General features: G+C 64.0%; 10 protein-coding genes. 1 reads left to right on the top strand and 9 read right to left on the bottom strand.

Annotated features, from left to right (window positions below; all coding sequences use genetic code 11):
* From KI243_RS01950 to pip, 5 genes are all read right to left on the bottom strand, one after another.
* On the bottom strand, positions 1-801 hold the full coding sequence (locus tag KI243_RS01950; protein ID WP_017126941.1) for a transporter substrate-binding domain-containing protein: 801 nt from the start codon (positions 799-801) through the stop codon (positions 1-3).
* Positions 802-1,064: 263 nt separating this feature from the next.
* Positions 1,065-3,635, bottom strand: coding sequence for a glucans biosynthesis glucosyltransferase MdoH (gene mdoH, locus KI243_RS01945; RefSeq protein WP_017126942.1), 2,571 nt, complete (start codon positions 3,633-3,635; stop codon positions 1,065-1,067).
* Positions 3,628-5,433 (bottom strand): glucan biosynthesis protein G, encoded by a 1,806-nt coding sequence (locus tag KI243_RS01940; RefSeq protein ID WP_280529436.1) that lies wholly within the window; start codon positions 5,431-5,433, stop codon positions 3,628-3,630. Before KI243_RS01940 ends, mdoH begins: the two co-directional genes overlap by 8 nt.
* Before the next feature lie 266 nt (positions 5,434-5,699).
* Entirely contained in the window at positions 5,700-6,137 is a 438-nt protein-coding gene (dtd, locus tag KI243_RS01935) for a D-aminoacyl-tRNA deacylase (protein WP_177083525.1), read from the bottom strand.
* Positions 6,134-7,105 carry a prolyl aminopeptidase gene (gene pip, locus KI243_RS01930; RefSeq protein ID WP_177063455.1) on the bottom strand — a complete coding sequence of 324 codons (972 nt, stop codon included), beginning with the start codon at positions 7,103-7,105 and terminating at the stop codon, positions 6,134-6,136. The genes dtd and pip overlap by 4 nt, the downstream gene beginning before the upstream one ends.
* A 250-nt stretch (positions 7,106-7,355) precedes the next feature.
* Here pip and KI243_RS01925 point away from each other — a divergent pair, with 250 nt between their 5' ends.
* Positions 7,356-8,276: a hypothetical protein gene (locus KI243_RS01925; RefSeq protein WP_212810389.1), complete on the top strand. Its 921-nt coding sequence runs from the start codon at positions 7,356-7,358 to the stop codon at positions 8,274-8,276.
* Between the two features lie 101 nt (positions 8,277-8,377).
* On the opposite strand, the gene hutG is transcribed toward KI243_RS01925, so the two are convergent.
* From hutG to hutH, 4 genes are all read right to left on the bottom strand, one after another.
* Positions 8,378-9,181, bottom strand: coding sequence for an N-formylglutamate deformylase (hutG, locus tag KI243_RS01920; protein ID WP_212810388.1), 804 nt, complete (start codon positions 9,179-9,181; stop codon positions 8,378-8,380).
* 10 nt (positions 9,182-9,191) lie between these two features.
* On the bottom strand, positions 9,192-10,397 hold the full coding sequence (hutI, locus tag KI243_RS01915; RefSeq protein ID WP_103032934.1) for an imidazolonepropionase: 1,206 nt from the start codon (positions 10,395-10,397) through the stop codon (positions 9,192-9,194).
* A 16-nt stretch (positions 10,398-10,413) separates the two neighbouring features.
* Positions 10,414-11,823 carry an amino acid permease gene (locus tag KI243_RS01910; protein ID WP_177083530.1) on the bottom strand — a complete coding sequence of 470 codons (1,410 nt, stop codon included), beginning with the start codon at positions 11,821-11,823 and terminating at the stop codon, positions 10,414-10,416.
* Positions 11,824-12,173: 350 nt separating this feature from the next.
* A complete protein-coding gene (gene hutH / locus KI243_RS01905) occupies positions 12,174-13,712 on the bottom strand; it encodes a histidine ammonia-lyase (protein WP_177083532.1) in 1,539 nt (512 codons plus the stop codon).
* Positions 13,713-13,812 lie beyond the last annotated feature (100 nt).

The raw sequence follows: 13,812 nt of genomic DNA, 5'->3' as shown, positions 1-13,812 counted from the left end.
TCAGTCGATCTCGGCCAGCCAGGCGGTTTCCTTGAACCACTTGTCATGGATCCGATCATAGGTGCCGTCTTCGGCGATCTGGTGGAGGAAGTGGTTGATCCAGTTCAGGCTGTCGTGATCGCCCTTCTTCAGGCCGAAGGCCAGGGGCTCGTAGGTGAAGGGCTGCTCCAGGCAGAGCAGTTTGCCCTGGCCCAGCTTGTTCACCGCCACCAGGTTGTAGGGCGCATCATGGATAAAGGCATCGGCCTTGCCGTCGATCACGTCCTGCACGCCCTCCTCCTCGGTGGCGTAGCTGACCAGCTGGGCCTTGCCGATCATTCGCCTGGCGACTATCTCACCGGTGGTGCCGGCCTTGACCCGCAGGCGGTAGCCGGGTTCGTTCAGGTCCTCGAAGCTCTGCACCTTGTTCGCCAGCGCCAGGGGGATCAACAGCGTCTGTCCGACCACGATAAAGGGATCGCTGAAGTTCAACCGCAGGTTGCGCTCCTGGGTCAGGGTCATGCCGCTGGCGACCAGATCGGTCTTGCCCGCCAGCAGATTGGGGATCAGTTCCGGGTAGCCGCTGGGCAACAACTCCAGCTTCACCCCCAGGGACTTGCTCATCTCATGCAACAGGTCGATTTCGAAGCCCACGACCCGCCCCTGCCTGTCCGTCATCTGGAACGGCATATAGGTCGGGTTGGTACCAACCTTGAGGCTTCCGCGCCTGACCGCCTCGTCGATGGCGCCCGCCTGGAGCCAGCAGGCGTGGAAGAGCGTGACAGCGCCCAGCAACAGTATCGACAGATACCTTTTCGTCATGAAGATTCCTTGGTCCATTTCCCGATGATGCCAGCCGCTCCTGGCACGCTGTGCACAACCACAGTCGCCAGCAGGCCTGGCCGGCACGATTTCGGGGCGCGATCCTAACGTACTCGATCACGCTGCCATACGGCGCCGGGCGGGTCTTTTGTTACCAAATGACAATAGATGCGGGGAGGTGCGGGAGGGGAAATACGCGGTAACGATGAGCCTGCATCCCCCCTGGGCCGACGGCCTCGGGGGATGGATTCAGGCGGGATGGATCAGGCCGGCTGACCGGCCACCGAGGCCGGTTGCAGTGGCAACAACGGCGCATGGGGATCGGCCTTGACCGAATCACGCCAGGCCGCCAGCCACTCGGCATGGCCTTCGCTCCAGACCTGCGCATGCAGGCGGGCCAGGGCCACCGGATCGCTCAGCAGTTGCAGGCGCGAGTGGTTGTCCAGCGCCGCCGGACCGACCTTCAACGCATGCCGCACGCGCTCGATACGCAGCCATTCGATCGGCTCGGCCTGACCGTGGCGGGCAGTCGCCAGGGCGCACGCCAGGGCGTTCTGCTGCGGATCGACCACGGCCCGGACAAAACCGTCGTTCAGCGCATGCCAGCGGTTTTCATGGGTGTACTCGTCCGTGGCCAGCAGCGCCTGGGGCGGGTTGTATTCCTCGGGGATGAGGAACAGGCTCTCGTCCTTCGAACGCAGGCCCAGGTTGACCCGGCTGGAGATCACCGACACCGGGATCGACAGCATCAGCGAACCGACGATCGGCACCAGCCACCAGAGGAAGCTCGGGTTGAGCCAGACCACCAGCAGGGCCCAGAGCGCCCCCAGCACGGTCTGCGGACCGTGGCGGCGAACCGCCTCGCTCCACGGTGTGGAGTCGTCGTCACGCTGCGGCGAATTCCAGGTCGCCGCCCAGCCGAGGAACGCGGCCAGGACGAAGCGGGTGTGGAAAATCATCCGCACCGGCGCCAGCAGCATGGAGAACAGCATCTCCAGCAGCATCGACAGGGTCACCTTGAACTTGCCGCCGAACTCTTTCGCGCCCTTGGCCCAGATCAGGATGATGCTCAACAGCTTGGGCAGGAACAGCAGCACGATGGTGGTGGAGAACAGCGCCACCGCCTTGTCCGGATGCCATTGCGGCCACAGCGGATAAAGCTGGCGCGGCTCCATGAAGTACTGCGGCTCCATCAGCGTGTTGACCGCCAGCAGGGCCGTCGACAGCACCAGGAAGAAGAACCACAGCGGCGCCGACAGGTAGGACATCACGCCGGTGAGGAACACCGCGCGGTGCACCGGGTGCATGCCCTTGACCAGGAACAGCCGGAAGTTCATCAGGTTGCCGTGGCACCAGCGGCGGTCGCGCTTGAGCTCGTCCAGCAGGTTCGGCGGCAGTTCTTCATAGCTGCCGGGCAGGTCGTAGGCGATCCACACGCCCCAGCCGGCGCGGCGCATCAGCGCGGCTTCGACGAAGTCGTGGGAGAGGATCGCACCGGCGAACGCGCCTTTGCCGGGCAACGGCGCCAGGGCGCAGTGCTCGATGAACGGCTTCATGCGGATGATCGCGTTGTGGCCCCAGTAGTGGGACTCGCCCAACTGCCAGAAGTGCAGGCCGGCGGTGAACAGCGGGCCGTAGACGCGGGTCGCGAACTGCTGCATGCGTGCGTAGAGGGTGTCCATGCCCGACGCCCGCGGCGCGGTCTGGATGATCCCGGCGTCCGGCGTGGCTTCCATCAGGCGCACCAGGCTGGTCAGGCATTCGCCGCTCATGACGCTGTCGGCGTCGAGCACCACCATGTACTTGTAGTCGCCACCCCAGCGACGGCAGAAGTCGTCCAGGTTGCCGCTCTTGCGTTTTACCCGGCGACGGCGACGGCGGTAGAAGATCCGGCCGAAGCCCGAGGCTTCGCGACAGACATCCAGCCAGGCCTGTTGCTCGGCGACGCAGATATCGGTGTCGTTACTGTCGCTGAGGACAAAGAAGTCGAAGCGATCCAGGTCACCGGTGGCCGCGACCGACTCGAAGGTCGCCCGCAGGCCGGCAAAGACCCGTGGCACGTCCTCGTTGCAGATCGGCATGACGATGGCGGTCCGCGCGTCCTGGGCAATCGGCTCGCTGCCGGCGCTGGCCCCCGAGATGCGGTACTTGTCGTGCCCGGTCAGGAGTTCGAGGAAGCCCATCAGGGCCGTCCAGAAGCCCGCCGAGACCCAGCAGAACAGAATCCCGAAGAGCACCAGGATGCTGGTCTGCAGGGCATACGGCAGCACTTGCTGGGCCGTCTGCAGCAGCGGTTGGCGCATCACTTCGTTGAGATCGACGAAGGACCAGCCCTGGTACGGCATGATGCCTTTCATGTACCAGCCGGCGACGATGGTCTGGCCCAGCATCAGCACCAAGAGGATGTAGCGACGGATCGAGCCGACGGTGCGCCAGCGCGCATGGGGCAGGTCGCGCTTGTCATCCTTGGGTGCCGGCGGGTTGCTGCGCCCGGTCAGGCGGCGCCAGCCACGCACCAGGATATTGGTGCGCCAGGGCTCAGGGACGACCCGGGTCCGGCGAATCGGCGGCGTGGCCTTGAGGCAGACCCGGCCACTGGCATCGACCACGAGCATCTCGGCGTCTTCCAGCTCGGCGGCCGAGTTGAGGGTCAGGCGGCGCCCCACCGAGGCTTGCGCGGCCTCGGCGGAGTCGACGGACGGATGGGCGCTGAGGCGCTCATGCAGCTCGGCGAACGAGCCGCAGCTCGCCAGCTCGGCGCGTTGCTCGGCGCTCAGCGGCAGGTGCGCCAGGTACTCGGAGAGAGTCTCTGGCTGGGCGATTGAATTACTCATCGGCAGGCAACTGGTAGCTCCAGGTCTCGGTCAGGACTTGTTCAGTCTTCACCGGTTCCGGGTTGGTAGGGGCAGCCTCGGGAGCCGGCGCCGGGGCGTCATGCTCTTTCTTGTCCTTGGCCTTGTTATCCGCGCCCTTGGCCGCGTCTTTGTCCTGGGCCTTGGCTTCTTTCTCTTGAGCCTTGGCCTCCTTTTCCTGGGTCTTGGCCGCAACCTTGTCGGCCTTGACCACCTGGGACGAAGCCTTGGCCGGCTCAGGCGCGACGATGTCCTTGACCAGGGCCGCACGCATCTCGGTGGACTTGCCCGGATCCTTGATCTTCAGGCGCAGGGTCAGGCGCCAGCCCTGGGTTTCCGGGTTGTAGCGCAGGCTGTTTTCCACCACTTCGGCGTTGTCGCCGACGCTGACCTGGCTGCGTACCGGCGCATCTTCCGGCAAGGCCTTGAGGGAAGGCCCCTCGAAGTCCACCAGGTAGGCAACGCTGCCGTCCGGCTGGCGGATCAGGTTCGATTGCTTGACGTCACCGGTGGACTTCAGGGTCTGCTTGACCCAGGCGCTGTCCGGCGAGTGCAGGGCGGCTTCGTCCTGGGTCCAGTGCATGCGATAGGCGAAGTTCATCGCTTCACCCGGCTGGGCGAGCTTTTCCGGGTTCCAGAAAGCCACGATGTTGTCGTTGGTTTCGTCGGCGGTCGGGATCTCGACCAGATCGACGGTGCCCTTGCCCCAATCGCCCTTCGGCTCGATCCAGGCGCTCGGGCGCTTGTCGTAGCGGTCGTCGAGGTCTTCGTAGTGGCTGAAGTCACGACCCCGTTGCAGCAGGCCGAAACCACGCGGGTTCTCCACGGAGAAGTTGCTCACCGCCAGGTGTTTCGGGTTGTTCAGCGGACGCCACAGCCATTCGCCATTGCCGGCATGGATCGACAGGCCGCTGGAATCGTGCAGCTCGCGACGGTAGTTGAGGACTTTCGACGGCTGGTTGGCACCGAACAGGAACATGCTGGTCAGCGGGGCCACGCCCAGCTTGCCGACCTTGTCACGCAGGAACATCTGCGCCTTCACGTCGACGATGGTGTCGCTGCCCGGACGCAGGATCAGCCGGTAGGCACCGGTGGCCCGTGGCGAATCGAGCAGGGCGAAGATCACCAGGTGCTTGTCGGTCGGCTTGGGCTGCTGGATCCAGAACTCGGTGAAACGCGGGAATTCCTCGCCGGACGGCAATGCGGTATCGATCGCCATGCCACGGGCGGACAGGCCATAGGTGTGGCCCTTGCCGACGACGCGGAAGTAACTCGCGCCGAGCATGGTCATGATTTCGTCCTGCTTGTCGGCCTTGTTGATCGGGTAAAGCACGCGGAAACCGGCATAACCCAGTTGTTCGGTGGTTTTAGGATCGAACTTCATGTCGCCGAAATCGAAACGGCTCGGGTCGTACTTGATCTCCGAGACATCGTTGGCGGTGATTTCGTTGATTTTCACCGGTGTGTCGAAATGCATGCCCTGGTGATAGAACGACAGCTTGAACGGGGTCTTCTGATCGGCCCATTCGGCCTTGTCGGTCAGGAAGCGGATTTTCTGATAGTCCGCAAACTTCATCTCACGAAATTCGTTCGGCAGATTGCTGCGCGGAGCTTCGTACTTCTGCCCGGCCAGGGTCTTCGCCTTGGCCGCCACATCGTCCAGATTGAATGCAAAGAGTTGGCCGGCACTGAGCAGGCAAAGCAGTGCGGAACCCGTCACCAGTGCTTTTCGTAACCCTTTGGCAGTCAATTTTGGTGCATTACAGGGACTAACAATCACGAGCAACCCTCGCCGAAAACAGATCAAAAAACCAACGGCTAGCTATCTATATGCCAGGTTGGCGAGCATTGTTCCGACTCCCCTGGGGCAAAATGATTCCCCAAACGGTGTCGGACAAGTCTCTACCTAAGTCAAAATGGACCAACGAACGCTGATCCCCATAGCGCGCGATTATCTAGTAGGCCGCGTTACAACGCATCAGGCGAAACAAAGTATTTATCGACAAAACCCCCTGTTTTCAGCCCGATACGTCGTTTTTGGTGCTTTCAGGTCTGTAACAGGAAGGTTACCGGGCCATCATTGACCAGATGCACCTTCATATCCGCCCCGAAACGCCCCGTCGCCACTTGGCCATGCAATCGTTGCGCCTGTGCCACTACATAGTCGAAAAGTGCCTCGGCGACCGCCGGAGGCGCCGCCATGGAGAAGCTCGGGCGCAATCCGCTGCCGGTATCGGCAGCCAGGGTGAACTGCGATACCAGCAGCAGCCCGCCACCGATGTCCGCCAGGGAAAGGTTCATCTTGCCCTGGGGATCGCTGAACACCCGATAGTTAAGCAGCTTCTTCAGAAGTTTGTCGGCACAGGCACGGGTGTCGTCGGGCTCGACGGCCAGCAGCACCAGCAACCCCTGGTCGATGGCACCGACCACCTCCCCCGCGACCTCGACCCGCGCGCCACTGACACGCTGCAGCAGGGCCTTCATGCTTCTTCGGGAGGCAGATCGAGCAGGCGCCGGGCCATCTGGCTGGCGGCGCGCACCAGCGCATCGGTGATCCCCGGCTCCGACGCGGCGTGACCGGCATCGCGGATTACCTGCAGCTCGCTGTTGGGCCAGGCCTGATGCAACTCCCAGGCGTTGTCCAGCGGGCAGATCACATCGTAGCGGCCATGCACGATCACACCCGGCAGATGGGCGATCTTGTCCATGTCGCGAATCAGCTGGTTGGGTTCAAGGAACGCATTGTTGGTGAAGTAGTGGCACTCGATCCGGGCAATCGACAGGGCACGCTGCGGTTCGGAGAAGCGATCGACCACCAGCGGGTTGGGGCGCAGGGTCGCGGTGCGGCCTTCCCAGGTCGACCAGGCCTTGGCGGCATGCATCTGGGCGATCTGGTCGTTGCCGGTCAGGCGTTTGTGGAAGGCGGTCAGCAGGTCGCCGCGCTCGTCCAGCGGGATCGGCGCCAGGTAATCCTGCCAGTAGTCCGGGAACAGGCGACTGGCGCCGGCCTGGTAGAACCACTCGATTTCCTGCGGACGACACAGAAAGATGCCCCGCAGGATCAGGCCATGGACCCGCTCCGGATGGGTCTGGGCGTAGGCCAGGGCCAGGGTCGAGCCCCAGGAGCCGCCGAACAGCACCCATTTGTCGATCCCCAGGTGCTCGCGAATCCGCTCCAGGTCCGCCACCAGATCCCAGGTGGTGTTGTTTTCCAGGCTGGCGTGGGGAGTCGAACGGCCACAGCCACGCTGGTCGAACGTGACGATACGGTACAGGTTGGGGTCGAAGTAGCGACGACTCTGGGCATCACAGCCGGCACCCGGGCCGCCGTGAATGAATACCACCGGCAAGCCCTCGGGCGAGCCGCTTTCGTCGACGTACAGCACATGCGGCTCATCCACGGCCAGATCGTGCCGGGCGTAGGGTTTGATCTGCGGGTACAAAGTCTGCATCACGCGCTCCGTAAGGGTCGAGGTCATCCCTGGGGGGACTTCTATTATTCTGCCGTCCGGCATCATAAACCCGAATTGCCGAAACGGCATGCCCTTGTCAAAAGCGCCGCCGCGCAACCCCTCCCCAGGCGCCTAGCCGTTCGGTCAGTGTTCAAATCGGTTCAATAAACGTTTCAATACCCAGGGTAAAACCGAGCGGCAGGAGCTGCTCCACCGGGCTATCAGAGCCAGACATGAAAGGGAGTTTCGAATGTGCCAGTACCGCTTGCCCGACCTGCTTTCCTACCCGGAAAAAGCCATTATCGTCGCCGACAACGAAATGTTTATCCGTGGCCTCTGCGAACTGGGGCTGGAAGCCAGCCTGCTGGGATCGCTGGAACAACTGCCCGCCCACAGCCTGGGCTTTTCCTTTTCCAGCCAGGGCGCCCGGCAGTTCTACCAGCGCGCGGCGCGAACCGGCCACAAGCAGACGCTGCTATGCCCGCTGCATGTCTTCGAGCCCAGCCTGGAAAACGCCCTTTACAGCCTGATGCTGTTGTTGCGCAGCAACTTTGCCGATTGCCTGCAACGCCAACAGGACACCCTGAGGCTGTTGAGTGGCCAGCAACGGTTGCGCCTGAACAGTGCCAGCAGCCGGGCCGAGGTCTGGCTCGACCACCATTCAACGCCCTATGCCATGACCCGCGACGAGATCGGCAGCAACTTCGTGCTGTCGGTCACCGAGCTGTTCGAGGTGCACTATGCCCATATGAACCCGGACGGCCCCGATCTGTTCCAGGTCAGCGGCGTGCTGCATGTCAGCGGCCTGTTGATGTCCCGGGGCAGCCGGGCCCAGTCGCTGCCGCACGAGCTGGTGGTCGACATGCAGACGCTGGCCGCCAACGTCGCCCGCCACGATGCCTGGCTGCAGGTCGAGCGCAATCGGGTGCTCTCGCTCAAGGTCGCGGGCCGGGAGTACGTCGACCTGTTGCGCCGGGCCGCCGGCAAGCGCGGGCTGCTGCTCAGCGAATTTGCCATCGGGGTCAATGACGCCATCGGACCGAACATCAACTACAGCCACAACTCGCCGATGAACGAAGGCATCAGGGGTGTCCACGTGGCCATCGGGGATGGGGCCAGCGGCTATCACATCGACTTTCTCAGCCCCGGGGTCGAGGTGCTCCCCTTGTAGGAGCCGGCTTGCCGGCGAAGAGGCCGGTGAGTCTTGCACCGCCTGAGCGGATGCCATCGCCGGCAAGCCGGCCCCTACCAGGGTTTCACGAGCCGTGGCTGTCAGCGGCCGTAACGCTCGCGTCCCCAGGCCAGCAACCCTTGCAGCAGTTCCCTGAGCACGACCCGCGTCGGCTCGGCCAGGTCGCTGCGGTAGTTGAACGGTTCGAACTCTTCCATATAGGTGCACTGGCCCAGTTCCAGTTGCACGGCATGGATGTGCTCGGCGGGATGCCCGTAGTGACGGGTGATATGACCGCCCTTGAAACGCCCGTTGAGCACATGGCTGTAGGCCGGATGGCCGGCACAGATCGCTTCCAGGCGCGACGCCAGTTGTGGATCGCAGGCCGCGCCATTGAACGTGCCGAGGTTGAAGTCCGGCAGTTTGCCCTCGAACAGGTGCGGGATCACCGAGCGGATCGAGTGGGCATCGAACAGCAGCGCATAGCCGAACTCGGCCTTGAGCCGCGCCAGTTCATCCCGCAGGGTGCGGTGATACGGCGTCCACACCTGTTCCAGGTAGGTCGTCCGCTCCTCGGCGGACGGCACCTGGCCGTCCTGGAACAGCGGCACGCCGTCGAACAGCGTCGCCGGGTAGAGGCCGGTGGTGGCACCGACATACAACGGCTTGTCGTCGGACGGGCGGTTGAGGTCGATGACAAACCGCGAATACTCGGCCGCCAGGGTGCTGGCACCCAGTTCTTCGGCGAAGTCATACAGCCGTGGAATATGCCAGTCGGTATCCGGCAGGCTGCGGGCCTCGGGAATCAGCCCGTCCCTGACCGCCGGGGTCAGTTTCAACCCGGCGTGGGGCATGCTGATCAGCAACGGCACGCGGCCTTGTTTGAAGCTCAGGACGTTATCCACAACCATTCTCCTAGATCAGTACTTCAATGCCGTGGCGCACCACGCGTTTGCTCAGGTCACCGCCCAGCCAGTAGGCCAGGTCCGCCGGACGCTCGATCTGCCAGGCGACGAAATCCGCCACCTTGCCGGCTTCCAGGGAACCGTGGCTGTCGCCCATGCCCAGCGCCGTGGCGGCGTGCAGGGTGACCCCGGCCAGGGCTTCTTCCGGGGTCATGCGGAACAGCGTGCAGGCCATGTTCAACATCAGGCGCAGCGACAGAGCCGGCGAAGTCCCCGGATTGAGGTCGCTGGCGACCGCGATCTTCACCCCGTGCCGGCGCAGGGCATCCATCGGTGGCAGCTGGGTTTCGCGCAGGAAATAGAAGGCGCCGGGCAGCAGCACCGCTACGGTACCGGCGGCCGCCATGGCGATGGCGTCCTCTTCGGTCATGAACTCCAGGTGATCCGCCGACAGCGCCTGATAACGCGCCGCCAGGCTCGAACCGTGCAGCGACGACAATTGCTCGGCGTGCAGTTTCACCGGCAGGCCCAGTTGCCGGGCGACCTTGAACACCCGCTCGACCTGGGCCGGGGAAAACGCCAGGTACTCGCAGAATGCATCGACCGCGTCCACCAGGCCTTCGGCCGCCAGGGCCGGGAGCATCTCGGTGCAGATATGCTCGATGTAGTCATCGGCGCGATCCTTGTACTCCGGCGGCAACGCGTGGGCCGCCAGGCAGGTGCTGCGCACGGTCACCGGCAGTTCGGCGCCCAGACGGCGGATCACCTTGAGGATCTTGCGCTCGCTGTCCAGGTCCAGGCCATAGCCGGACTTGATCTCGACACTGGTCACGCCGTCGCGCAGCAGGCAGCTCAGGCGTTGCCGGGCGCTGGCGAACAGCTCGTCCTCACTGGCGGCACGGGTCGCCCGCACGGTGCTGGCGATACCCCCACCGGCAGCCGCGATCTCGGCGTAGCTCACGCCTTGCAGGCGCTGCTCGAACTCACCGCTGCGGTTACCGCCGAACACCGTGTGGGTATGGCAATCGATCAGCCCCGGTGTCACCCAGGCCCCTTCCAGATCATTGACCTGTGGATAATCCGCAACCGGCAGTTCGGCACGCGGGCCGATCCACTCGATCTTCGACGCCACGGTCACGATGGCGGCGTCCTCGATGATCGAGTAGGTGCCTTGCGCCATGCTTGCAACGTGACAGTTCTGCCAAAGGGTTTTCATCCGGGGCCTCCGTGGGCTATCGATGAGACAGGGAAGGATCTTGCACGACCCGCGCCGCCTGGGCGGCGGCCGGCTTGACCCAGATCAGGTAGGCCAGCACCAGCAGGCCGATCCATACCGCACCGACGATCAGCGCCGGACGGCTGTCCGGGAACCAGCCCAGCACGCCGAAGATAAAGACCATGAAGGCGATGGCCGCCATCGGTGCATAGGGCCAGAACGGCACGGGGAATTTCAGTTGGGCCGCTTCTTCACGGCTCATCGAGCGACGCATGGCGACCTGGGTGATCAGGATCATGATCCATACCCAGACGGTGGCGAAGGTCGCGATCGAGGCGATCAGCAGGAAAACGTTTTCCGGGATCAGGTAATTCAGGACCACGCCACCCAGCAGGGCCGCGCCCATGACCACCACGGTCATCCACGGCACACCGGCCCGGGACAATCGGGCAAAGGCCTGGGGCGCCTGCCCCTGCTGGGCCAGGCCGTACATCATGCGCCCGGCGCCGAAGATGTCGCTGTTGATCGCCGACACGGCCGCCGAGATCACCACGATATTGAGGATGGTCGCCGCCGAGCCGATGCCCAGGTTCTGGAAGATCTGCACGAACGGGCTGCCCTGGCTGCCGATCTGCGGCCACGGGTAGATGGACATCAGCACGAACAGGGTCAGCACGTAGAACAGCAGGATGCGCACCGGCACCGCATTGATCGCCTTGGGGATCACCCGCTGCGGGTCCTTGGCTTCGCCGGCGGTGACGCCGATGATCTCGATACCGCCGAAGGCGAACATCACCACCGCGAACGAGGCGATCATCCCGGCCGCGCCGTTGGGCATGAAGCCGCCATGGGCCCAGAGATTGCCGATACCGACTTCAGCACCCGGCGTGGCCGTGCTGATGCCGAAGAACATGATGCCGAAACCGCCGAGGATCATCGCGACAATGGCGCCGACCTTGAGCAGCGACAGCCAGAACTCCATTTCCCCGAAGACCTTCACCGCGCACAGGTTCAGCGCGCCGATAAAGAACACGATGCCCAGGACCCAGACCCAGCGGTCGACCTCCGGAAACCAGAAGCCCATATAGATGCCGAAGGCGGTGACATCGGCCAGGCCGACGATGACCATCTCGAAGGCGTAGGTCCAGCCGAGGATAAAGCCGGACATCGGGCCGACGTAGGTACTGGCGTACTGGCCAAAGGAGCCGGACACCGGGTTGTGCACCGCCATTTCACCAAGCGCGCGCATCACCATGAACACCGCGGCGCCACCGATCAGGTAGGCCAGCAGTACGGCCGGGCCGGCCATCTGGATGGCCGAGGCGGAACCGTAGAACAACCCTGTGCCGATGGCGGAACCCAGGGCCATGAAGCGAATATGTCGGGCGGAAAGCCCGCGTTTCAAACCTTTGACTGGCTGTTGCATGACTCGTCCTTAATTATTCTTATCGGTACAGATCGATGAGAATCAGACTTGTGGCGAAGGTCTTGCGACCACCCGGCCGCAAAAAGGGGTCGCAGAGTACCCAACCCGACCCGCCCAGGCAAAAAGCATCTGCCGGGTGGCGGGTCTGGAGGCCACCCCCACCTTGTGGGAGCCGGGCTTACCCGCAAAGGAACCAACACAGCTCACCCTGTGGGAGCCGGGCTTGCCCGCGAAACAGCCAACACGGTTCCCCGGACGACTGCGGTGCCCGGGCCGACGCTTTCGCGGGCAAGCCCGCTCCCACAAGGGAAACCCTTCACGCATCACCCCAAGTCTGTTCCTGGCAACGCTTACAGGCTTGGCAGCAACTTCGCCGGGACCAGCGGGGTCAGGCAACGGGACGCCAGCAGCTCGCTGGCCGCTTCGATATCCGGGGCGAAGAAACGGTCCTTGTCGTAGTAGGCGACCTTTTCACGCAGGGTCGCGCGGGCAGTCTCCAGGGTCGGCGAGGTTTTCAGGCCGTTGCGCAGGTCCAGGCCCTGGCAGGCTGCCAACCATTCGACCGCGAGAATCCCGCGGGTGTTCTCGGCCATTTCCCACAGGCGCTTGCCGGCAGCCGGCGCCATCGACACATGGTCTTCCTGGTTCGCCGAAGTCGGCAGGCTGTCGACACTGTGCGGGTGCGCCAGGGCCTTGTTCTCGCTGGCCAGGGCCGCCGCGGTGACCTGGGCGATCATGAAGCCGGAGTTGACGCCGCCATTGGCCACCAGGAACGGCGGCAACTGCGACATGTGCTTGTCCATCATCAGCGAGATACGGCGCTCGCTCAGGGAACCGATCTCGGCAATCGCCAGGGCCATGTTGTCGGCGGCCATGGCCACCGGTTCGGCGTGGAAGTTGCCGCCGGAAATCACGTCGCCTTCCGCCGCGAACACCAGCGGGTTGTCCGATACGGCGTTGGCTTCGACCACCAGCACTTCGGCCGCCTGGCGGAACTGGGTCAGGCAGGCACCCATGACCTGCGGCTGGCAGCGCAGGGAGTATGGATCCTGGACCTTCTCGCAGTTCTCGTGGGAGTCGGACACTTCACTGCGCTCGCCCAGCAGATGGCGATAGCTCGCTGCCGCGTCGATCTGGCCGCGCTGGCCACGGGCTTCATGGATCCGGGCGTCGAACGGCGAACGCGAACCCAGCACCGCCTCGACGGTCAGGCCGCCGGCGACCAGGGCACCGGCAAACAGGTCTTCGCCTTCGAACAGCCCGCGCAGGGCAAAGGCGGTGGACACCTGGGTGCCGTTGAGCAGCGCCAGGCCTTCTTTCGCGGCCAGGGTCAGCGGTTGCAGGCCGGCCTGCTTCAGCGCGGTCGGCGCGTCCAGCCACTCGCCCTTGTAGCGCGCCTTGCCTTCGCCCAGCAGCACCAGCGACATATGGGCCAATGGCGCCAGGTCACCGGAGGCACCGACCGAGCCTTTGAGCGGAATGTGCGGATAAACCTCGGCATTGATCAGCGCGATCAGCGCGTCGATCACCTGGCGACGGATACCGGAGAAACCCCGGCTCAGGCTGTTGACCTTGAGCACCATGATCAGGCGTACCAGCGCATCGCTGATCGGCGCGCCAACGCCGGCCGCGTGGGACAGCACCAGGGAGCGCTGGAGGTTTTCCAGGTCTTCGCTGGCGATACGGGTCGAGGCCAGCAGACCGAAACCGGTGTTGATGCCGTAGGCGGTGCGGTTTTCCGCGAGGATCTGCTCGACGCAGGCGACGCTGGCCTCGATCTGCGCCGATGCGCTGTTGTCGAGGGTCAGTTTGACGGGCTGCTGGTAGACCGCGCGCAGTTGCGCCAGGGTCAGTTGGCCGGGAATCAGGTTTAACGCAGTCACATTCATGCTCCTTTTGAGAGTTTTATTAACTACCAGTCGCTCCGGAAGCTTCCGTTATCCGTCGCTGTCCGCTTTTTGAGCGGATGGCGCCTTGGCACGCTGGTCA

The organism is Pseudomonas sp. Ost2 (assembly GCF_018326065.1).
GTDB classification, from domain to species: Bacteria; Pseudomonadota; Gammaproteobacteria; order Pseudomonadales; family Pseudomonadaceae; genus Aquipseudomonas; species Aquipseudomonas gingeri.
This window is presented reverse-complemented; position numbering and strand designations above follow the sequence as displayed.